Origin of the sequence: Aliiglaciecola sp. (assembly GCF_039982535.1) — a bacterium.
In the GTDB taxonomy this organism is placed as follows: domain Bacteria; phylum Pseudomonadota; class Gammaproteobacteria; order Enterobacterales; family Alteromonadaceae; genus Aliiglaciecola.
Window position 1 is genome coordinate 46,562 of the sequence record NZ_JBDWYG010000007.1, and the last position, 22,582, is coordinate 69,143.

Below are 22,582 nucleotides of genomic sequence, written 5' to 3' on the forward strand. Positions count from 1 at the left end.
GCTGGAAGTGTGTTTAACATTGGGTTACTCCCAAGCGTCAGGAACGAAGAAAAAGCCTTTGCCCCAAATTGTTTTGATCTTGTAAGGATTTTGCGGATTATCTCGTAGCTTTTTACGTAAACGAGAAATACGCACATCCGCTGAACGGTCTAAACCATCGTACTCACGACCAATTAACTCGTTGTATAAGGTCTCACGTTCAACCAATTTAGATGGGTTACTGGCTAATTTCCACAACATATCAAATTCATGGCTAGTCAGTTGTATGAGTTCATCTGACAAAAGCACTTGTCGAGAATTGCGGTTTATTTTCAACTTTCCAAAACGCAATTGGTCGCTTTGGAACAGCGTATCACTGCTTTGTGTTTCGCTGCGCCTTAACAAGGCATTTATCCGAGCTAACAATACACGGGGTTCAACCGGTTTAATTACATAATCATCAGCCCCAAGCTCTAACCCTAACACTTGGTCAAAGTCAGAGCTTTTTGCGGTCACGAATAGCAGCGGACCGGTAAAGGTTTTACGCAAAGTTTTGCATAATTCAAAGCCGTCTTCCCCTGGTAGCATAATATCCAGAATAATAATGTCAGGTTTGTATGTTTCCATGGTGCTGGACAAATTAACGGAGTCATATAAACACTGGACTTCAAAATCTTGCTGATTTAGAAAATTAGCCATCAATTGACTTAGCCGTTTATCATCCTCAATCAGTAGAATACGTTTGCTCAAAATAGACTCCAAGGTTGCCTTACACGTCTAACTTGCTTCTTGTTGGCCCTCGCTTTGATGTCCATGGTGTGGGATAAAATCACGCTGCCATCTTGCGATTTAAGGTACAAGGTCGTTTCTTCTATAAAGCGAATAACAAGTGTTTTCTCTGGAGGAGCGTCTGTCCAACAGTTTAAGGGCGTTTGCCCTTGATAGTAACAGTAAGCCCCTGGTGCTAGATTCTTAAAATGCATGGTTAACACCATTTCGCAGGTATCACCTAGATTTTCTACGATGCACACTTTTGGCTGAACATGCCAACTAGGAGAGTTGCTCCATGCCTTTGGCAAATAGGCAAGTAACATGAAAGTCAGCATGAAAAAGTAAATTAATATAGTTTTGGATTCGAGGTGTTTCATCAAAATCGACGCCCCACACCTAAAAATACATTAGTTACATTATTCTCCTCAACAATGGGACTTTTGACCATTGAAGAGTGAAGCTTGCGAAATGCTAGGTTGCTTACCCAGTGCCATTGTTCATTAATTTTTTTAGTATATAGAAAGGATATTCCTGGTTGTATTCCAGACGAGACTGAATAATGGAAATTGGGCTCAATAGTATCTTTTTCGTTAATTCCATAATAATAGTTGGCTAACTTTGCACTTTTCCAAATTAAACTGGGGCGTAATATAAATTGCCAGTCATCGCTAGCCCAAAAATATTGATAGGATAGATTCGCTTTTTGTCCATGGTGAACATTGCTCGCATCGGTTTCAATAGAGAAACTAATTTCGTGATTACCATAGTAATAATGCAATCGAGTACCGAAATTAATAGCCCAATTTCGGTCACTTATTTCATTTACTGATAGCCTTAAATCCTCAGGAGGGGGATCATCGCCTGAGCCTTTATCGGGAGAGTCCACCGAAGGGGAGGAGGGGATGACCGCTGGGACAGTGAGATTACCAGGATGCCAGAGTTCAAAGAATGTCTTCTCTCTATCTAGGGTTAGATAGCTCTCAACGCCAAAGTTTGTGGATTGCTGCCATTGGTAACCAACTTCTCCATTATCAAAATAAAACCGTTCGCCATACCAAGCTATATCAATCAAAATTAGGTTGGGGAAGTTATCGCCGTCGACCAACGGGTTGGTGCGTAAGCCTACTCCTAGGGCTAAGCCAACATCCCATTCGCCTTCTTGAATACAGTTTTTAGATGTATCACAGCCCAAAGTAGGGCTTGCAAAGCCCACTGTAATGAAAAATATGACGTATATCAGATAGTGTTTAAACACCCTGTTTTCAACCTTTCGTAAGCCCAATTTTATTAAGCAAATATTCCCTCAATATTGAAAGGTTAACAGACCTTTTACAAACCTACATCTTAGGGTTACAAATATTCACAATTATTGCCAAATTCGCAATAGAAAATGGCAAATTCAACGACTAGGATTAGTTCAATAAATGTCTCAAGATTTAATTATAGGTGTTTGCTATGTATGGACATAAAGTTGCACTAATTTGTTTGTCTACAGCCCTACTCGTTTTTGGGTGCGGAGGTGGTGGAGGTAAGGATGAAACCACCTCCAAGGAGATTGACAATAAACCTCCTCAGGTTAATCAAGCTACAGGGTTTAATGGACCTTTAGTGCAAGGTTCAGGGCAAGCCGAAAGTTATATTAAAAATGGTATTTATGCCGCATCTTTAGATAGCGCTGATTATGTGTCTGCAGAGGATATATCAAGCCCTACTGTGGGAAGCAGCAATTTTTCAACAACTAATACCATAGAAAGTGGCGTAGATGAGGCCGATAGAGTTAAATATGATGGACAAACTTTCTATCTGGCAAATTCCTCCTTTGCATCCGATGAAAATCAAAACCCAGCGCAAATAGGTATTGTTCAGCGACAGGCTAACGAGACCCTAAGTCGTCTAGATAGTCTTCAATTAACACGAGAAAATGACGATATTGTCGGTATTTATTTATACCAAAATCGCCTAGTTACAATAAGCTCTGAATCGCCTATTTATCCTATTCATGTTCTAGCCATTGCGCCTTGGGAGCCGGTAGAACAGGAATTTAGTATTCAAATCTTTAATGTTAGCGATCCACAGAATGCTAGTTCAGAAAACCTACTTACTTTTGACGGTTCACTGCTTGCAACTCGACGCATTGATAATCAGCTTTATATTGCCAGTAGTTATGTGCCTTATATCGATGGGCTTCATCCCTTTGCCACTACTGATGAAGATAAACTCACCAACTACCAAAAAGTCACGGAGTTCGCTTCCGATGAATTGATGCCGCAATTGGATATTGACGGTCATTCCAATACATTGAATCACATGGCTGAATGTTATGTACCTGAAGCGGCTACCGAAAATGACGGTTATGGGCAGATATTATCAGTAACCAGAATCAATATAGATAACCCAAACGATAACCAATCCATCTGTATGAGTGTTCAAGCCTACTTACTCTATATGTCTGAACAGTCAATCTATCTAGCCAGCAGTATTAAAGATCAACAAACGGCATTCCATAAAATTAGTTTGGCGAATATGAGCTATCAGGCTTCCGGTGAGGTTAATGGTATTTTGAGTTGGCGCAGTGATCCTTTGTTCAAAATTGATGAAAGTGACGATTATCTGCGGGTAGTCACCACAGATAACTCAGTTTCCCCTGTTGCCCATCAACTCAGTGTGCTTACTCAAAATGGCAATCAATTAACTGCTGTTGCGAGTTTGCCCAATGACATTCAAAGCGAAGCGATTGGTAAACCTGGAGAAGATATTTATGCAGTGAGATTTATTGATGATAAAGCATACATAGTGACTTTCGAAAGTATCGATCCCCTCTATGTGGTTGATTTGAGCGACAACACCGCCCCTTTTATTGCCGGGAGTTTGGAAATACCAGGATTTTCTAGTTATTTGCATCCTCTGCAAAATGGTTTGTTGTTGGGTGTTGGGCAACAGGTGCAGATTGAAGATCTGCCTACTAATAGTGAAACAACTAACAATGAAGATAATCAGTCCAAATCTGAGGAGGTTGCAGAGGTAATGCTTTCTCCACCACCTGCTGAGCCCGTTGGAATGAAAGTAAGCTTGTTTGACATTCGTGACCCCAGTCATCCCATTGAACTTTCGTCGATAATAGCCGCGGATGCATATACACCTGTGGAGTTTAACTATAAAACCTTAAGTGTATTAGAAACTGATGGCTCGTATCGATTTGCATTTCCAGTGGAGAAACTGAACGTCTCTATCAATACCAGCTCTGCAGGCAATGTCGTTGATGTACCTAACAACAGTTTGATGTTGTTTGAAGTTGAATCGAAGAGTACAACGCCGGAGTTGTTATGGTTAGGGAATGTCAAAGCGGATGATGGTGCTAACGACTATAGTTATTCTGGTGAAGATCGCAGTGTTATCCAAGGGGATTACGTGTATTTCTTCCATGGAAATCACGTTTGGCAAGCGCTTTGGAAAAACCCAAGTGCCGTAACCGGACCTTTTTAAGGCTGTCCATGTAATGCCCTCTGAGTCGGGGTATTAGGCCTTAAGAGCCGTCTTTTTATTAAGGCGGCTATTTTTTATTTTAGCAGTGGGATTGTATTGGGAACATTTTAGGTACTTTCCCTGTCTATTTTTTTGTAGCATAGAGTTTAATTGCTTTATCCGTCTATTTTTCATACAGTGAATTGGGTTAAATAAATAGGCATGGAATTATTTAAGTAAACGGGCTATTCAGTGAACGTTCATAAATGGGGTTTAAACTGTAACAATACTGATTGTTTAACTTAATCTAAGGAGTTTAATAATGAAAAAATTGTCATTAACACTGTTTGCTATGGTTGCAACAACGGCTTCTTGTTTCAGTTATGCCAAAGCCGATGTGGAAATTACATGGGAAAACCCGAAAGAGTTTCGAGATGTTAAACCCACACTACAATCGCGAACTAAATTCAGAGAGCAAACCTTTAGTCATCTTGAAGAGTATATTAATGAGCTCGCTGAGGATTTACCCGATGGGCAAAAACTGTCCATCACTGTGACAGATCTGGACTTGGCTGGTGAAGTTTGGCCATCTGCTTTTGTTGGCATGGGTACAGGTGGCGGTGAAGTGAGAGTAGTGAAGCAACTCGACATCCCAAGAATGACCTTCTCTTACTCTCTAACAGATACCAATGGTGTGGTTTTGCATTCGGCAGAGGAGGTGAAATTGAAAGATATGACCTTTATGGATAATGCTAATTTCTTATCAAGAAATGACTCACTACGATATGAAAAGAAAATGATTAAAGAATGGTTCAAAGATGAATTTCCAGATTTAATTGCCAAAAAATGAAAAAAAAGCCGCCATTTGGCGGTTTTTTTCTGACCATTTGTTCAGGTTTTTTATTTGAATAATCCTTTAAAATCAACATGAAACAATTATTTCACTAATTTCCTTGTGAAATAATATTACCCTCAATAGGTTTCTAGACCTTTTTATTCCGTTGAATTACTGACCTGTTTCTGACAATATCATTGACGGAAAAAGGTCCAGTTTGTCATGTTAATGTCACACATAGACAATACCATCCGACCACCACTATAAAGGGCTCAGCCCAATAAAAATAACAAATTATAAGCCATTAAATGGCATTCTAAGTACTCAGGTTAGGAGAGGCTATGAAAGTTAAGTATCCAGCGTTGCTGGCGCTTGTGTGTGCACCTTTTGCTCATGCAGACGTATTCATCAACGAATTTCATTACGATAATGTTAGTTCTGATACCGGCGAAGCAATTGAAGTTGCTGGTCCTGCAGGCACTGACTTAACAGGATGGAGTTTAGTTTTATATAACGGCAGTAATAATTCAGCCTACGGAACAACTTCATTAAGCGGCAGCATACCCAATCAACAAGACGGTTTTGGTACCTTAACGGTTTCTTATCCATCTAATGGTATTCAAAATGGTCCTGACGCTATTGCGCTAGTTGATGCTAGCAATACGGTGAAACAATTCATTAGCTACGAAGGCTCTCTGACTGCATCAGGTGGTGTTGCCGATGGCATGACATCCATTAATATCGGTGTTTCAGAAAGTGGCAGTACAGCTGTTGGTGATTCATTGCAGCTTTCTGGTTCAGGTACTGTTTACGCTGACTTTACATGGCAAAGTGCTAGCGCTAATACCTTTAGTGCAGTCAATACAGGCCAAACGTTTGGTAGTGGCGATGATGGTGGCGGCGATGACGGTGGCGGTGATGATACAGGCAGCCTAGAGGGCGTTTGTTTTAACTGCCCAGATTTAGATAAAGTTGCCGATGCCGCTGAGTTTAATGACGCCAGCTATTATGCAACTGTTATTACTGAAGTGGAGAATGGTTCTACTTCTACAATGATTAAATCGGCATTGACCGATGTTATCTCTACTGATCATCGCGTACTAACTTATGATCAAGTTTGGACTGCTTTAACTGAGTCTGATGAAGATCCAAGTAATGCAGATAACGTGCTACTTATTTATAAAGGTATTTCACTGGCTAAATTGTCAAACGGTAGTGCAGAACAAAGCTCTAACCCTGATAATTGGAACCGTGAACACGTTTGGCCTAATAGCCATGGCTTTCCGGATCGTGATTATGAAGCCTATACAGATATCCATCATTTACGTCCTTCTGATATTTCAGTCAATAGTTCTCGCGGCAACCTAGATTTTGACAATAGTGATACACCGCTAGCGGAAGCACCTAGTAATAGTGTTGACGGTGATTCTTTTGAACCAAGAGATGAAGTCAAAGGTGATGTGGCCCGTATGATGTTTTATATGGACACACGTTATGAAGGGTTAGGTGACCTTACACCTGATTTATTATTAAGTAATGGTTTGACTAGTGTCGGTGAAGCACAGCTTGGCAGACTTTGCCGTTTGATTGAATGGCACAATGGTGATCCAGTTGACGCTTTAGAGCAACAACGTAATGAAACCATTTACGAGTACCAAGGCAACCGTAACCCCTATATTGATCACCCTGAATGGGTTGCAACCTTATACACTGCTGAAGTCTGTGGAGACGATGATGGTGGTGGTGATGATGGTGGCGGTGACGACGGCGAAGATCCCGTTGATACTGGTTTAGTAGAAGCTAACGCGTTAGTGATTACCGAAATCATGCAAAATCCGAGTGCGGTAAGTGATTCATACGGTGAATGGTTTGAAGTACTTAATACCAGTACGCAAGTGATTAACCTAAATGGTTGGACTATCCGCGACAACGATACAGACTCTTTTGTGGTCGATGAAGATGTCTTTATTGGTGTTGGTGAATATGCCGTATTAGGTAAAAATGCAGATACATCAGTAAATGGCGGAATTATTTTGGCTTATGCCTTTGGTAATTCAATGTTTTTGTCAAACAGTTCTGATGAAGTCGTGTTGGTCGATCCTGAAGGCAATATCATCGACGAGATAGCTTATGATGATGGTGACACTTTCCCTGATCCAAATGGCGCGTCTATGTATCTAGTTGACCTTTATGGAGACAACAACATAGGCACTAAATGGGCAGAAGACACTACTAACTTCTATGGTAGCTCCGACTCAGGTACACCAGGTACAGGTGATGCAAGCTTTAGTTTAGTTATCACCGAGATTATGCAAAATCCGAGTGCGGTAAGTGATGCAAACGGTGAGTGGATTGAAGTACTTAATACCGGTGTGATTGCAGCTAACTTAAATGGTTGGGTGTTACGTGATAACGATAGTGATTCTCACACTATTGTTGGTGATGTATATGTTCCTGCTGGCACTTATGCTGTATTAGCAATCAACGGTGATTCTGAAACCAATGGTGGCATAGACGTACTTTATCAATACAGCGGGTTTACTGCTGCTAACGGTGGTGACGAAGTTGTTCTGGTTCGCCCTGATGGTACTATCGAAGATATAGTCGAATACGATGGTGGACCTGTGTTCCCAGATCCTAACGGTGCATCAATGACATTGATTTCAGCAAGTCTGGATAACAATGTGGGTGAAAACTGGGTTACTGAAACAACTGAAACTTATGGTGACGGTGACAACGGTACTCCTGGTTCTGGCCCTGACGGCGGCACTAGCGGTGGTGGTGAAGATGATCCGGTAGAAGAAGTACCAGAAATTGGTGTTTGTACTGACCCTGCGACTCTAATTAGTACTATTCAAGGTAATGACTTTGCTTCTCTTCTTGAAGCGCAAGAGCACGTAGTCGAAGCTGTTGTGACTTCAGTAGTAACTGACTTTGGTGGTTTCTACTTACAAGAAGAAGATTTTGACGCTGATGGAGATTCTGCCACGTCTGAAGGGATTTACGTCAGTTATTACGATACGGATACATTACCTGAAGAAGGGAGTGTGGTACGTGTAATTGGTACTGTGACTGAGAATTTTGGTCGTACTCAACTTAATGTGTCTTCTGCACTTGTTGTATGTGGCACTGGTAGTGTCGCTCCGACCGTATTTACTATGCCATTTAGCAGCGCTTTAGAAGCTGAATCATTAGAGAATATGTTGGTAGTAAATGAATCTCCATTAACTGTAACTGATACCTATACTTTGGCGCGTTTCGGAGAAGTGGGTTTGTCTTTCGGTAGACTATTTAATCCAACCAATCTTCATGCTCCGCTTTCTACAGAAGCTGTTGATTTGGCTGCTGAAAATGCCCTTAATTACATTATTATGGATGATGGTTTAGACATTCAAAATCCAGAAACTGTTATTTATCCTGACGGTAATTTGTCAGCGTCTAATACATTGCGTACTGGTGATACAGTGGTGACGGTTAAAGGTGCGTTGGATTACAGCTTTAGTTCGTTCCGTATTCATCCAGTAGAGACACCAACCATAGTGCAATCAAATGCACGTGAGTCTGAGCCTGCAATTACGCGAGGTAACCTGACGGTTGCTAGCTTAAATGTATTGAACTTGTTTAATGGCGACGGACAAGGTGAAGGTTTCCCAACCGAGCGTGGTGCTGACACCTTGTTTGAATACGAGCGTCAGATTACTAAAACCGTTGCAGCCATCTCTACTATGGATGCGGATATTGTCGGCTTGATGGAAATCGAGAATGACGGATTTGACGAGTTTAGTATGATTGCTGAATTAACCAACCGTTTGAATGCAGAAATGGGTGAAGGAACTTATGATTTTGTAAGCTACTCTGGCCCAATTGGTACCGATGCTATTGCTGTTGCATTGTTGTACAAACCTGCCAACCTTAGTTTAGATGGTGACGTGAAAATCAACTTCGATAGTATTTTCAATCGTCCTCCCGTTGCACAGTCATTCACTGCTGCAAATGGTGCCGATATTACTGTTGTAGTTAATCACTTTAAATCTAAAGGTTGTACGAGTGCCAGCGGCGATGATGCTGATCAAGGCGATGGCCAAGGTTGTTACAATGCTAAACGTACGCAACAGTCTTTAGCACTGACCTCATGGTTAGCTTCTGAAGAGTCATTATCGACTAAAGATAACGTGTTAATCATTGGTGATTTGAATTCATATGCCAAAGAAGACCCAATTGCTGCCCTTGAAGATCAAGGTTTTGTAAACTTGGTTGAAACTTTCCAAGGTGCTGAAGCTTACTCTTATACCTTCAGCGGTGAATTTGGTTACTTAGATCATGCTTTAGCCAGTGCGAGTTTGTCTGCACAAGCCGTTGATACTGTTGAGTGGCATATCAATGCTGACGAGCCTTATGCATTGGATTACAACGTAGAATTTAAATCAGACGCGCAAGTGAATGATTTCTACGCTGCTGATGTATTTAGAGTGTCAGACCATGATCCTGTGATGATAAGCTTTGAGCTTGAGTCTCCAACTCTTGAAGGTGACATCGATGGTGATTCGGACGTAGATTATTATGATTTACGTGCGTTAATGTTACTTATCCAAGCTGGTGAGGCGACTGTTGAAGAGCATGATTATAATAACGACGGACTACTTGATGCCCGTGACGTATCTGCACAACGCAGTTTATGTACACGCTTAGCTTGTTCTACTCGTTAATTAAATCCTAGATAAATAAAAAACCGGTAAAACTAAGTTTTACCGGTTTTTTTTATGTCTTGCTTTAGGTTATAGGCGCTTTTTCAATTCACCATGTAGCAAAAAGTTGCTTATTGATAATCAAATAAATTATCTGCCACCTCAATTAAGTCGTTGGCATCTTCTAATAGATTAACTTTATAAACATCTTTACGAGGTAACATACGCTTGATGTAGAAGTCACAGGTCGCTTGTTTGCCCTGTTGAATCGACTGGTTGTCGCTTTGTGAAGCGCTGTCTGCCATGCTCAACCACAATATCCCTAGCAAACTATAGGCACTGTAATTCATATAATCGTATGCCGAACCAGCCACGTTTACCGCCGACTGCTGTTTAACTTGCAATGACATTTGATGCCACTCTTCCAATATCGATTTTGCTTTTTCCAAACGGCTAGGATCAGCGATTTCACCCACCATTTTGTCAAACACCTGATAGGTATCGTTTAACATGTCACCATTGTCTCGGGATAGTTTACGGCCAATTAGATCCGCTGCTTGAATACCGTTAGTGCCTTCGTAAAGTTGGGTGATACGGCTGTCACGCATGTACTGTTCCATACCCCATTCACGGATAAAGCCATGGCCACCGTATACTTGAACTCCTAAGCTACTTACTTCCTGACCTACATCAGTCATAAAACCTTTAGCAATGGGAGTTAAAAACGCAACTACATTTGAAGCAGCTTGTTTACTTGCTTCATCGTCCGCACTTTTTTCAATATCCATTTGGCTAGCGTATAAAAATGACAGTGCACGACAGCCTTCAGTTAGGGATTTTTGAGTCAGTAACATTTTGCGCACATCAGGGTGAGCTAATATTGGGTCTGCTTTACCTTCTGGGTTTTGTACTCCTTGAGGTGCTCTTGATTGCAAACGATCTCGCGCATATTCAAGTGCGCCTTGGTACGAACCCTCAGCGATGCCAAGACCTTGTAAGCCAACCTGAAAGCGAGCGTCGTTCATCATGGTGAACATGCAAGCTAATCCTTTATGAGGAGCGCCAACAATAAAGCCTGTAGCTTGGTCGAAGTTCATGACGCAGGTTGGACAAGCTTTTATGCCCATTTTCTTTTCTAAACTGCCTACAGACAATGAATTTGCTTCTCCTAGCTCGCCATTTTCTGACACCATAATTTTAGGTACCGCAAATAAGCTGATCCCTTTTACGCCGGCAGGGGCATCTGGCAATCTAGCTAAAACAAGGTGGATAATATTGTCGGTCCATTCTTGATCGCCACCGGAGATGAAAATTTTATTCCCGGTGATTTTATAACTACCATCTTCCTGAGGTTCTGCTTTGGTAGATAATAAACTTAAGTCCGTTCCTGCTTGGGGCTCAGTCAAACACATAGTGCCTGTCCACTCACCAGAGATTAGTTTTCTAAGATAGGTATCTTTTAGTGCTTGGTCACCGTGTTTATTAATTGCTAAAACGGCACTTTCCGTCAACATGCTAATTAGACGCCAGCTCACATTGGCTGAACATAGCATTTCTTGAACAGGTACAGCCATGGTATGGGGGAGATCTTGGCCGTCGTATTCTGGATTTCCAAGCATAGCATTCCAGCCATTGGCGATGTATTCATGGTAAGCAGCGGCGAATCCGTCCGGCGTGGTAACTTTGCCATTTTCAAGTTTACAGCTTTGTTCGTCGCCTTCTCGATTGAGTGGGGCGATTGCTTGCTCTGCAAATTTAGCACCTTGACTGAGTATTTCGTTGACTAAGTCCTTGTCAAAGTCTTGAAGGCCCAAAGAAGAATAATGTTCTTCTAATTTTAACCAGTCGTGCAAAAGAAATTGCATATCTGTTAACGGAGCTGTGTATTGCGGCATATATTTCCACCCTTTTGGTTAAGTTAACTGTTCAGACCAGTTGATTTTGAGAATTATACAGCCTTGTTAACTAAATTTTAAATTACAGATAGTAATAGTTTATTATTTAATGTGATCTGGCTTAGGTTGGATTGCAGAATCTTCTACTTTATTGAACATTTCACGAACATGGGTTAACTCTTCAGGGAAACGCCATTGATTGAAATCAGTTACATAGGGGTCGACTAATTGTATCGAAGATACTTCTAAAGCTGACCATTCTGGCACTGGAAACTCGACAAAACTATCATCGAAATCTGCGGCTAAATTACATTCGTAAAAACGCATACCCTTGTTATTTGTACCTAACAACTGGCGAACTTCTACATTAAAGCCAGTTTCCTCCCACGTTTCACGATGGGCTGTACATTTTGCCGACTCAATGTTGTCTGAAGTGCCCCCGGGTAAATCCAGTTTGCCGCTAAGTCTCTGAGTTATTGTAACTAACTTATCACCTAGCCTAATAAGGCAGGCCGCATTTGCAGTTTGTTGAGGATATTCTGATTGGTCAACACGACAAACAGGATCGCTTGGTACCGGCTTACTACATGAAGTAAGACAGAATGACGATATTGCTAGGTAGATGACTAATTTATTTTTCACAATAGAGGGTACAATGTTCAATAATCTTACTGTAGGCAGTTTACTACTTTTAACGCCAAAAAATAACTGCTTAGATTAACTCACTACATTATTCAGGAACCTTACATGACATTAAAGACAATGCTATCACCATTGTTGATAGCCACGCTGGCCCTCATCGGCCTACTTGTTTTCTTAAATTACCCAGGATTGGCTGAAAAAGATGGTCAAAAAAAGAAAGAAAAAGTGGCAACGCCAGTGGTCTTTTTTGAGGTACTAAAAACCGATTTCCCAGTTACAGTGGAAGCGTTAGGAACCGCCAGAGCAAATGAAGCTGTTTCCCTTACGCCTTTGCAGTCAGACGTGATCCAAGAGTTATTTTTTGATGATGGTGATGTAGTGAAAAAAGGTCAATTGCTTATGCGAATGAATGATCGCGAAGAGCAGGCCCGATTAAACGAATTGAATATCAACTTACAAGAAGCCCAGCGCCAGCTTAAACGTATTGTTAACTTGGCAAAAAGTAGTGTGGCTTCCCAGCAGCTGTTGGATGAGCAACAAGCGAAAGTTAAAACCTTAAGGGCACAGATTGAAGTGGCCAATGCGCAATTATCTGAACTCACCCTAAGTGCACCTTTTACCGGTAAATTAGGCATTCGTATGGTCAGTGTAGGCGCATACGTTACTCCTGAGAATGTGATAACTACCTTAGATGATTTACGCAAAGTAAAGGTGGATTTTAATATCTCAGAGAGTCATTTACCCTCTCTGTCCCAAGGGCAAAAAGTTAAAGCATATTCAGTGGCATACCCAGATGAAATTTTCATCGGTGAAATTCGAAGTGTTAATTCTCGCGTAGATGCAAATACTCGTTCTATTCAAGTGAGAGCACTCATTGATAATCCTGATTTAAAACTGCTGCCAGGTATGTTGTTACAAATTAATCTACAAAAACAAGTGTTGAAGTCCTTAGTGTTACCTGAAAAAGCGATTATTCCCAACGAAGATAAACAATTTGTGTTTGTTATCGAAGGCGATAAGGCGCAATTAAAAGAAGTAAAAGTAGGCCTTAGACGCCCTGGCATTGTGCAGATACTCTCTGGACTAGAAGAAGGTCAGAAAGTCGTTACCGAAGGGGCATTGCGATTAGTTAATGGCTCCACTGTTTCGCTTTTAGAACAAGCGACTTTGTAGGGAGTTAGCATGCTTTTATCCGATATTTCAGTCAAACGACCGGTATTCGCATCGGTAGTCAACTTGCTTCTGATCATTTTCGGGGTTGTTGCAATCACCTTTTTGTCATTGCGCGAATACCCAGATATTGATCCTCCTATTGTATCTATCAATACTAATTACCCTGGGGCTTCAGCATCCATTGTGGAAACCCGTATTACTCAACTTTTAGAAGACCGAATATCTGGAATTGAAGGGATTAAAAATATCACTTCTACCAGCCGTAATGGCCGTTCGGATATCAGTATTGAATTTAATCTTTCTAGAAATATAGATGCGGCGTCGAACGACGTGCGCGAGCGCGTCAGTCGCGCACTCAATAACTTACCTGATCAAGCGGATCCACCGGAAGTGTCTAAGTCAGACTCCGATGAAGATGTTATCGTTTGGTATAACTTGCGTAGTGATAATTTGTCGGTAATGGAATTAACCGATTACGCCGACCGGTTTATTGTCGATCGTTTATCGGTAGTAAATGGTATTGCCCGTGTACGTTTAGGCGGTGCACGTACCTACGCCATGAAAGTATGGTTAGATCGCAACGCGATGGCGGCTAGGGAGATCACCGTTGCCGACGTGGAAAGAGTTATTCGTTCTGAAAACGTAGAGTTACCCGCAGGCGAAATTGAATCCAACGATCGAGATTTTGAAGTGCGTGTGGCACGGAGTTTCCTAACACCAGAAGATTTTGCTGACTTAACCATAAAAGTTGGAGCTGGTGGCTATTTAGTTAAACTCAGTGAGATTGGTAAAGTTGAACTTGCCGCTGAAGATGATGAGTCACAATTCCGTGGTGATGGCGTCAACATGATCGGCATGGGGGTTATTAAACAGTCTAAAGCCAATACTTTGGAAGTGGCTAGAGAAGCGAAAAAAGCGATTGAGGAAATTTCCGCCACTTTACCGGAAAACATATTTATCGTTCCAAGTTATGATTCCTCAGTGTTTATAGAAGAGTCAATAAGTGAAGTTTATAACACCTTAGGTATAGCGATGGCGTTGGTTATCATCGTTATTTATATCTTTTTAGGTAATATTCGCGCAACTTTAATTCCCGCAGTGACCGTCCCAGTGTCACTCGTCGCCGCCTTTATTGTGATGTATGCCTTAGGCTTCTCAATCAACCTTCTGACGCTTTTGGCGATGGTACTGGCCATAGGTCTGGTGGTTGATGATGCTATAGTGGTTATCGAAAATATTTATCGCCGTCTCGAAATGGGCGAACCTCCTTTATTGGCCGCATTTCGAGGGGCAAGTGAAGTCGGTTTTGCTGTTATTGCCACCACTTTGGTATTGATTTCGGTGTTTGTTCCTTTGGTTTTCCTAGAAGGGAATATTGGTCGTTTATTCACTGAGTTTGCCTTAGCTATTGCCGCAGCTGTGGCATTTTCAAGTTTTACCGCGTTAACTCTTTCACCTATGTTGTCTTCGAAGTTATTGAAAAATCGTTCACGCAATTCAGGTTTTGGTATGTGGATGGACAATACCTTTAAGAAAGTGGAAGGTTCTTATTACAAAAGCTTAAACAAAACCTTACATCAACCTATTTTAGTATCAATTATGCTGATCGTCAGCGTTGTCGCTTTAGTGCAGTTAAGCCAAAAGATCCCCAGTGAGTTTGTACCTAAAGAAGACCGCGGTAACTTCTTTATTTCGCTGCAAGCAGCGGAAGGGGCAAGTTTCGAAAGCAATGCGGCAAACTTAAAAAAAGTTGAAGCTTTACTTTTACCTTATTTAGATGAAGGTGATATTGACCGTATTCTAGTGCGTACCCCCGGCTTCGGTGGTTCTGCAGGGATGGCGGTAGTGGGCATGGTTGCCTTCGAAGATCGCAAACGTTCAACCTTCGAGGTCATGGACGAGCTAAGTGCTAAGTTATCGGAAGTTCCTGATGTTAGAGCATTCGCGATTATGCGCTCGGGAATCGGCGGTCGCGGACTAGGTCGTCCGGTACAATTTGTACTTCAAGGTGATACCTATGAAGACCTAGTAAAGTGGCGTAATACGGTTTTAGAAAAAGCCGCTGAAAATCCAAAATTACTGCGTTTGGATTCAGACTACAAAGAAACCTTGCCACAAATTTTGATTAATATTGATAGACAACGAGCAGCTGACCTTGGGGTTTCCATATCGGAAATCGGTAGTACCTTGGAGACCATGCTTGGTCAAAGACGGGTATCCACTTATCTGGACCGTGGCCAAGAATACGATGTTATTCTCGAAGGGCAAGAAGAAGACTACCGCAGTCCTCAAAGCATTGAGAATCTCTATGTCAGATCAGCTACCACCAATCAGCTTATCCCCATGGATAACCTACTAACCTTTGAAGAACAGGCTACTTCGGCTCGTTTGAATCGCTATAACCGTATGCGCAGTGTCACCATTAGCGCTAACTTGGCCAGCGATTACACCGTGGGTGAAGCATTAACCTATTTAGAAAACATTGTGGAGACCGAGTTACCTGATGGTGTTTCGATTGATTACAAAGGTGAGTCTCAGCTTTATAAAGAGTCTGGCAGTTCAGTTATCTTTGTTTTCATATTAGCACTGGCAATTACCTATCTCGTTCTAGCTGCGCAATTTGAAAGTTGGATCCATCCACTGGTAATTATGTTAACGGTTCCATTGGCCTTGTTAGGTGCGTTTATTGGGCTCTATATTTCAGGAGCCAGTTTAAATATCTACAGCCAAATAGGATTGGTTATGTTGATTGGTTTGGCTGCGAAAAATGGTATTTTGATAGTCGAATTTGCCAACCAATTACGGGATGCCGGGATCGAGTTTGAAACCGCGTTAAAACGCGCGGCCACGCAACGTTTACGACCCATAGTGATGACCGGTTTTACTACGGTTTTCAGTTCACTTCCGTTAGTGTTAGCGACAGGCCCTGGCTCTGAGAGTAGAACTGTTATCGGTATCGTCATCTTTTACGGCGTATTGTTATCAGCTTTAATGACCCTTTATGTGGTACCAATTGCTTATTATTGGCTAGCTAGACATACCGGCTCTCCTGAGCAGATTGCCCATGAACTCGAAGAGCTAGATGAAAAAATTCCTTATACCAAAGGTGATGCCGTTTAATCAGAACCTAGTCTAACGTCAAATTTGGCGTTAGACTTATTCAACTGAACGGTTGAAGTTTGAGGAATTAAATGATTATACGGATATGCATACTATTTTTCTGTGGGTTCTGTTCGATTGCCTCAGCTGAGCAGAGCCTGTTAGATGAAGCTAGAGAGGCTGTAGTATTTGTATATGGAGATGAAGTTCAAAACCGACTTTACAGTGACATTGATTTAGATGCATTAGAACATGCAGCTGGCGTGATGAATAAAGTTATTGAGCAATATGATTCTCCAACCCAAGCTGAGCTTGTTTATCATCAGGTACTGATACATTCTATTGTCATATTAAACTTCGCAAGAATCGATCTTGATCAAAGTGTTCACCTAGAACAGCTAGAAAATGGTCTCGACAAAGTTGATTTGTTTCTTAAAAATAATCCTAATATTGCAGATTTTGGCAATTTGATATTTGAATCTGGGCACATCGCTCGGTTTTTGCTTCAAGATCCACATGGGGCCTATAAATATTGGCACTTGTGCGCAGAACAGGCTCATGCGGGCTGCATGAATATCTTGGCTTTCAATTATTTTTCCGGCGGTTTTGGTATTCGACAAGACCTAGAAAAATCCTATTATTGGCACAATCAAACCTATTTAACCGGCACAACCTTTCATTGTGCAGGTGTTTATTCTGCACGAAAGTTACGAGAAATGTTATTTTTGTTTCCCGAGGTATCAGACAATAAGCAATGGCGAGATTGGACGCCTGCAATTCTTGAATTAATAGAACAATTAGAAGAAGAGCATGCTGATGATAGCGCGAATATGTGTGGTAAAGCCCAAGTGTTGATGTCCTCTTATCTATATGATTTATATGAGACTAATACGGAAGATTTAGAGCTCCTAGCGCTTGCTAAAAAGATGTTTACCGCTCTTAAAATCGAGAATAATGAAAACCTTGAAGTTGCTTCTTACAATCTTATCGGTAGTGCTGACTTCTTCGAAAAATCTATAGACCTATTACGATCGATTAAAGATCCTTTTGGAATGTGTAATATTGCTTTTAGTCATCTACTGTATTCACAGGCATTAAAAAACACAAAACATGCGGATGCTATTTTTGAGATGATGTTAGAACAAGATGCAGAAGTCTGTAATGGCTTTATTACGACAGTTGAATTAATGCGTACCAAAGGCAGTTGGTAGGGATGCAGGTTTTATTTGTCCATGGCATGGGGCGTACGCCAATATCTGCAACTCCCATGTTATGGCGATTACGCAGACACGGCCATTGTGTTGATGTAATTGGCTATTTTACTGGTACTGAGACTTTCACTGAGATAGTAGATAGAGTTAAGCGGAAAATTCAAGACATCGCTGTAAAAGGGGAATATGTGGTTGTTGGTCATTCCCTCGGCGGTATTATGTTAAGGGCAGCGTTGCAAAATATGCCTGTAGCTACTAGGTTACCTAATCATCTATTTTTATTAGGTTCTCCAGTGACGCCAGCGAGACTAGCTCAAAAAAGTCAACATGAACTGGGCTTTCAATTAGTTTCAGGTGATTGTGGTCAACTACTGGCTACTCCCTCAAGGCTTTTAGAAATTGGTATGCCGGATATCCCCAAAACGGCAATTGTTGGAACACGAAGTTTTCCTTTAACCAAAAAGTACTTCTTAGATGAACAGAATGATGGGGTAGTATCAGTCAATGAGTGCGCTCACAAAGATATTTCAGAAGTGATTAAAGTGCCGATTGTACACACCTTTTTACCTAGTAGCCGAAAAGTCAGCAAGATAATTTTAGACAAAATAAGCACCATCCAATCCACCCTAGCAACCCTGTAGCATGGCCTTCAGGCCATGGGATCTATCCAAGTAATCGCAGGGCTAAAGCACCCGCCTACAGCGAGTGTTTTCGCCGCTCATGTAGCATGGCCTTTAGGCCATGGGGTCTAGCCAATTAATCGCGGAGCTAAAGCGCCCGCCTACAGGGAGTGTTGTAGCCTGGCCTTTAGGCCATGGATGCCAACAAACACAAACAAAAAAGCCGCTATTAAGCGGCTTTTAAAAGTTTGTATCTAAAGCAAGAATCTACTCGTCTAAGAAACTGCGTAATTGCTCAGAACGGCTAGGGTGACGTAACTTACGTAGCGCCTTAGCTTCGATCTGACGAATACGTTCACGGGTAACGTCAAACTGCTTACCAACTTCTTCCAAAGTGTGGTCAGTGTTCATATCAATACCAAAACGCATACGTAATACTTTCGCTTCTCTGGCTGTTAGTCCAGCAAGTACTTCTTGAGTGGCGTCTTTAAGACTACCGCCTGTAGCTGAATCGAGAGGCTGTACAATGGTACTATCCTCGATAAAGTCACCTAAGTGCGAATCTTCATCATCACCAATTGGTGTTTCCATGGAGATTGGCTCTTTAGCAATTTTAAGTACCTTACGGATTTTGTCTTCAGGCATGATCATGCGTTCTGACAACTCTTCCGGTGTTGGCTCTCTACCCATTTCTTGTAGCATCTGACGAGAAATACGATTTAGTTTATTAATCGTCTCGATCATGTGTACAGGAATACGGATAGTTCGCGCTTGGTCAGCAATTGAGCGAGTAATCGCTTGTCGAATCCACCAAGTCGCATAAGTAGAGAACTTATAACCACGACGGTATTCGAACTTATCAACCGCTTTCATCAAACCAATGTTACCTTCTTGAATCAAATCCAAGAATTGCAGTCCACGGTTGGTATACTTTTTAGCAATGGAGATAACCAAACGTAAGTTTGCTTCTACCATTTCTTTTTTCGCGCGACGTGCTTTCGCTTCACCTATCGACATACGACGGTTAATGTCTTTAATATCTGCGATGATCAAGCCAGTTTCTTCTTCAACTTGGTTCATCTTGCCGATAGCGCGTTCTAATTCTTCTTTAACTTCAAGTAAAGCAGGCACATAGCTTGCTCCACTTTCAAGTACTGCAACCAACCAATCAGTGGTGGTTTCGTTGCCTGCAAATGCCTTAATAAAGTCTTTCTTAGGCATTTTGGCGTTGACAACACAGTGCTTCATTACAATTCGTTCTTGCACACGCACACGATTCATCATGCTGCGCATGTTTTTAACCATGCGGTCGAATTGTTTTGGTACTAATCTGAACTCTTTAAAGACTTCACTTAGTTCATTAATTTGTTTTCTAGCGTCTTTGTGTGAACGACCTTTAACCGCGATAACATCGCGAGCTTTGATATATTGCTTACGCAAAGCATCAAATTTTTCTCTGGCTAGTTCAGGATCAGGACCGGTATCTTCTTCTTCCTCGTCCTCATCATCTTCGTCGTCATCTTCGTCTTCCAACTCTTCTTCAGATAACTCAGAACCAACATGAGTGGCGGTAGGAGCAACATCCGTTTCGTTAGGATCGACAAAACCAATAATGATGTCACTAAGACGAATTTCTTCAGCTTCGAACTGGTCCCATTGATCTAGCAAATAGGTAATTGCTTCTGGATATTCTGCTACAGAGCACTGAACTTGGTTAATACCATCTTCAATTCGTTTGGCAATTTCAATTTCGCCTTCACGAGTCAGAAGCTCTACCGTTCCCATTTCGCGCATGTACATACGAACTGGGTCAGTTGTGCGACCAATTTCACTCTCAACCGTAGCTAACGCTTGGGCTGCGGCTTCAGCGACTTCTTCATCGGCTGTAGTTTCTTGCATCAACAATTCGTCAGAATCGGGAGCTGATTCGAATACCTGAATACCCATATCATTGATCATTCGAATAATATCTTCGATTTGATCAGAGTCGATAATATCCTGGGGAAGGTGATCGTTTACTTCAGCAAAAGTTAAATAACCTTGCTCTTTTCCTTTTACAATAAGGAGTTTTATCTGAGACTGCTTGCTTTGCGCCATATAACCTACGTTTCTCAAAATCAGTTGAAAGTGTACCTGGAACTGAGCAATCTAAATTGTCAAAATCCAGATAAAATCTGCGTGCACCGAGGCGTTTGCGAATTAGCCAGTATAGCAGAAAACCCTGTACTCAGGCCAGTTAATTAAGCCATTTTCCGGTATTTTATCGTCAAACCTTACAGTTCTCTATATGTATGGGTGAATAGTTTTTATTCAAGTGCAATTTGATGAAAACATAGGGATAAATTGCGGGTTAAATATTTGACCTAGAAAGGAATGACCTGAATTATTCTGCGCTATAAGTGGCTTTTGTTTGGGTAAGCAATTTCACTTCTTGCATTTCTTCTTTGGTCATTGCTGAACCTTTTGCCATAAGTTGTTGATATCTCGCTTTAAGTTGTTGTTCAATTAAGCGATTAAAACTGTCGATATATAACTTATCTGGCCGATTGTCGTCAGCGTCATGGTCGATTTGCAATAATTGTTGTAAGAACTTCGCTTCCGGATCGCCCCTGAAATGCTCTAATACATGTCCTGTATTGATGTCCGATTGAGAGGCACAGAATTGCTGCATTTTAATCAGCACATGTAAGCCTTTGATAAAATCTGGGTTCAATGCTGCCGGTTGAATATCTGGGTGTTGTTTGGCTAAGTTAGGATGTAATAACAACAGTCGTAGGAGTTTTCTAACTGGCGACATATTGTTTTTGTTAGGTAACTGATAATCCAGTTTTTGTGCTTTGCCGATGCGATTAGCTTGTTTAATATCCTGCAAAATATCTGCTTTATAGCTATCGCCTTTGATCTTTTTACGTAACTCTTCTTTGAGCAAAACCACGAGGTTTTCGGCATTAATTTGCTCAATATACTCATTAGCTGCTTTAGTTAAGGCTGCTTTTCCTTCGCTACTGCCGACATTAAACTGCTGAATTAGATTCTCAAAAAAGAACTGGGATAGGGGAACGGACTTTTCCCGTAAAAGGGTTTCGAATTGCTCTTTACCGGTTTGTCTCACCAAGGTATCTGGATCTTCACCATCGGGGAGGAACAAAAACTTCATCTCCACACCATCTTTGAGCTGAGGAAGAGCATTTTCTAAGGCGCGCCATGCGGCATCTCGGCCTGCGCGATCGCCGTCGTAACAACAAATTATTTCTGGGGCGGCACGAAATAACATTTGTATATGTTCTGGCGTTGTTGAGGTACCTAATGAGGCAACGGCGTAGTCGATCCCATATTGGGCTAACGCAACGACATCCATATAACCTTCAACAATCATTAAACGTTCAAGTTTACGGTTGGCCTGTTTCGCTTGATAAAAGCCATATAACTCATGACCTTTATGGAAAATTCTGGTTTCCGGGGAGTTAAGGTATTTAGGACCGCCATCTTCTAAAACACGGCCACCAAAACCAATCACTCTGCCGCGTTTATCGCGGATCGGGAACATAATCCTATCGCGGAAAAAATCATATCGGCGACGATTGTCATTTTCAGTAATTAACTTTAAATCAAGTAGCTGTTGTTGCTTTTCAGGACTGGTGCCAAATTGCTTATAAATACCATCCCACTCCGGCGGAGCATAACCTATGCCGAAGGCTTTAACTATTTCACCACTGAGTCCACGCTGCTTCAAATAGTCAATGGGTTTGTTTTTTTGATCATGCTGCTTTAATTGATGTTCAAAAAACCGAGAAGCTTGTTCCATTAATTGATAATCGTCGGCAATTTGCGCTTTTTGCTGAGGAGTGGGACCTGGTTTACCACCTTGTTCTCGTGGCACTTCTAAGCTGTGAAATCTGGCTAATTCTTCTACGGCTTCTGGAAACTCAAGACGATCATATTCGATGACAAAAGATATAGCGTTGCCATGGGCACCACAACCAAAACAATGATAAAACTGTTTCTCTTGGCTGACTGTAAATGATGGGCTTTTTTCACTATGGAAAGGACAACAAGCTTGGTAATTTTTGCCTGCTTTTTTTAATTTAACGCGACTGTCAATTAACTCCACTATGTCAGTGCGAGCAATTAAGTCATCGATAAAATCTTTTGGAATTCGTCCAGCCATGAATAGGATTCAAACTTGTAAAAGGGGTTAAACAAACATTAC

At 41.5% G+C, this 22,582-nt stretch carries 14 protein-coding genes; 7 read left to right on the forward strand and 7 right to left on the reverse strand.

All coding sequences use genetic code 11. From position 1 onward, the window contains the following. Window positions 1-24: 24 nt before the first annotated feature. Genes ABJV04_RS00245 through ABJV04_RS00255 form a run of 3 tightly spaced genes read right to left on the reverse strand, consistent with a single transcriptional unit; the run spans window position 25 to window position 2,005 of the window. Window positions 25-729, reverse strand: a complete 705-nt coding sequence (locus ABJV04_RS00245) for a response regulator (RefSeq protein WP_348489098.1) — start codon at window positions 727-729, stop codon at window positions 25-27. Continuing rightward, a complete protein-coding gene (locus tag ABJV04_RS00250; RefSeq protein ID WP_348489099.1) occupies window positions 726-1,127 on the reverse strand; it encodes a DUF3019 domain-containing protein in 402 nt (133 codons plus the stop codon). Before ABJV04_RS00250 ends, ABJV04_RS00245 begins: the two co-directional genes overlap by 4 nt. Further along, window positions 1,127-2,005, reverse strand: coding sequence for a MipA/OmpV family protein (locus ABJV04_RS00255; protein WP_348489100.1), 879 nt, complete (start codon window positions 2,003-2,005; stop codon window positions 1,127-1,129). Before ABJV04_RS00255 ends, ABJV04_RS00250 begins: the two co-directional genes overlap by 1 nt. Window positions 2,006-2,205: 200 nt before the next feature. Between ABJV04_RS00255 and ABJV04_RS00260 the strand changes: the two genes are divergently transcribed. The 3 genes from ABJV04_RS00260 (at window position 2,206) to ABJV04_RS00270 (ending at window position 9,753) form a co-directional block, all read left to right on the forward strand. Then, window positions 2,206-4,233 (forward strand): beta-propeller domain-containing protein, encoded by a 2,028-nt coding sequence (locus ABJV04_RS00260; RefSeq protein ID WP_348489101.1) that lies wholly within the window; start codon window positions 2,206-2,208, stop codon window positions 4,231-4,233. Window positions 4,234-4,534: 301 nt separating this feature from the next. Further along, window positions 4,535-5,062 carry a DUF3016 domain-containing protein gene (locus ABJV04_RS00265; protein WP_348489102.1) on the forward strand — a complete coding sequence of 176 codons (528 nt, stop codon included), beginning with the start codon at window positions 4,535-4,537 and terminating at the stop codon, window positions 5,060-5,062. Between the two features lie 326 nt (window positions 5,063-5,388). Continuing rightward, the gene (locus ABJV04_RS00270) at window positions 5,389-9,753 is read left to right on the forward strand and encodes an ExeM/NucH family extracellular endonuclease (RefSeq protein ID WP_348489103.1); all 4,365 of its coding nucleotides are present in this window, start codon (window positions 5,389-5,391) and stop codon (window positions 9,751-9,753) included. A gap of 110 nt (window positions 9,754-9,863) precedes the next feature. On the opposite strand, the gene ABJV04_RS00275 is transcribed toward ABJV04_RS00270, so the two are convergent. Beyond that, complete coding sequence (locus tag ABJV04_RS00275; RefSeq protein WP_348489104.1) at window positions 9,864-11,627, reverse strand: acyl-CoA dehydrogenase family protein; 1,764 nt, start codon at window positions 11,625-11,627, stop codon at window positions 9,864-9,866. A gap of 102 nt (window positions 11,628-11,729) precedes the next feature. Continuing rightward, window positions 11,730-12,269, reverse strand: a complete 540-nt coding sequence (locus ABJV04_RS00280; RefSeq protein WP_348489105.1) for an NUDIX hydrolase — start codon at window positions 12,267-12,269, stop codon at window positions 11,730-11,732. Between the two features lie 105 nt (window positions 12,270-12,374). Between ABJV04_RS00280 and ABJV04_RS00285 the strand changes: the two genes are divergently transcribed. From ABJV04_RS00285 to ABJV04_RS00300, 4 genes are all read left to right on the forward strand, one after another. Then, on the forward strand, window positions 12,375-13,442 hold the full coding sequence (locus tag ABJV04_RS00285; RefSeq protein WP_348489106.1) for an efflux RND transporter periplasmic adaptor subunit: 1,068 nt from the start codon (window positions 12,375-12,377) through the stop codon (window positions 13,440-13,442). Window positions 13,443-13,451: 9 nt separating this feature from the next. Then, window positions 13,452-16,562, forward strand: coding sequence for an efflux RND transporter permease subunit (locus ABJV04_RS00290; RefSeq protein ID WP_348489107.1), 3,111 nt, complete (start codon window positions 13,452-13,454; stop codon window positions 16,560-16,562). 71 nt (window positions 16,563-16,633) lie between these two features. Further along, complete coding sequence (locus tag ABJV04_RS00295; protein ID WP_348489108.1) at window positions 16,634-17,752, forward strand: hypothetical protein; 1,119 nt, start codon at window positions 16,634-16,636, stop codon at window positions 17,750-17,752. 2 nt (window positions 17,753-17,754) lie between these two features. Then, window positions 17,755-18,393 carry an alpha/beta fold hydrolase gene (locus ABJV04_RS00300; RefSeq protein WP_348489109.1) on the forward strand — a complete coding sequence of 213 codons (639 nt, stop codon included), beginning with the start codon at window positions 17,755-17,757 and terminating at the stop codon, window positions 18,391-18,393. 246 nt (window positions 18,394-18,639) lie between these two features. Here the strand turns inward: ABJV04_RS00300 and rpoD are convergent, their stop codons facing one another. Together rpoD and dnaG are read right to left on the reverse strand one after the other, a co-directional pair. Beyond that, window positions 18,640-20,469 (reverse strand): RNA polymerase sigma factor RpoD, encoded by a 1,830-nt coding sequence (gene rpoD, locus ABJV04_RS00305; protein WP_348489110.1) that lies wholly within the window; start codon window positions 20,467-20,469, stop codon window positions 18,640-18,642. Between the two features lie 286 nt (window positions 20,470-20,755). Next, window positions 20,756-22,540 (reverse strand): DNA primase, encoded by a 1,785-nt coding sequence (gene dnaG, locus ABJV04_RS00310; protein ID WP_348489111.1) that lies wholly within the window; start codon window positions 22,538-22,540, stop codon window positions 20,756-20,758. Window positions 22,541-22,582 lie beyond the last annotated feature (42 nt).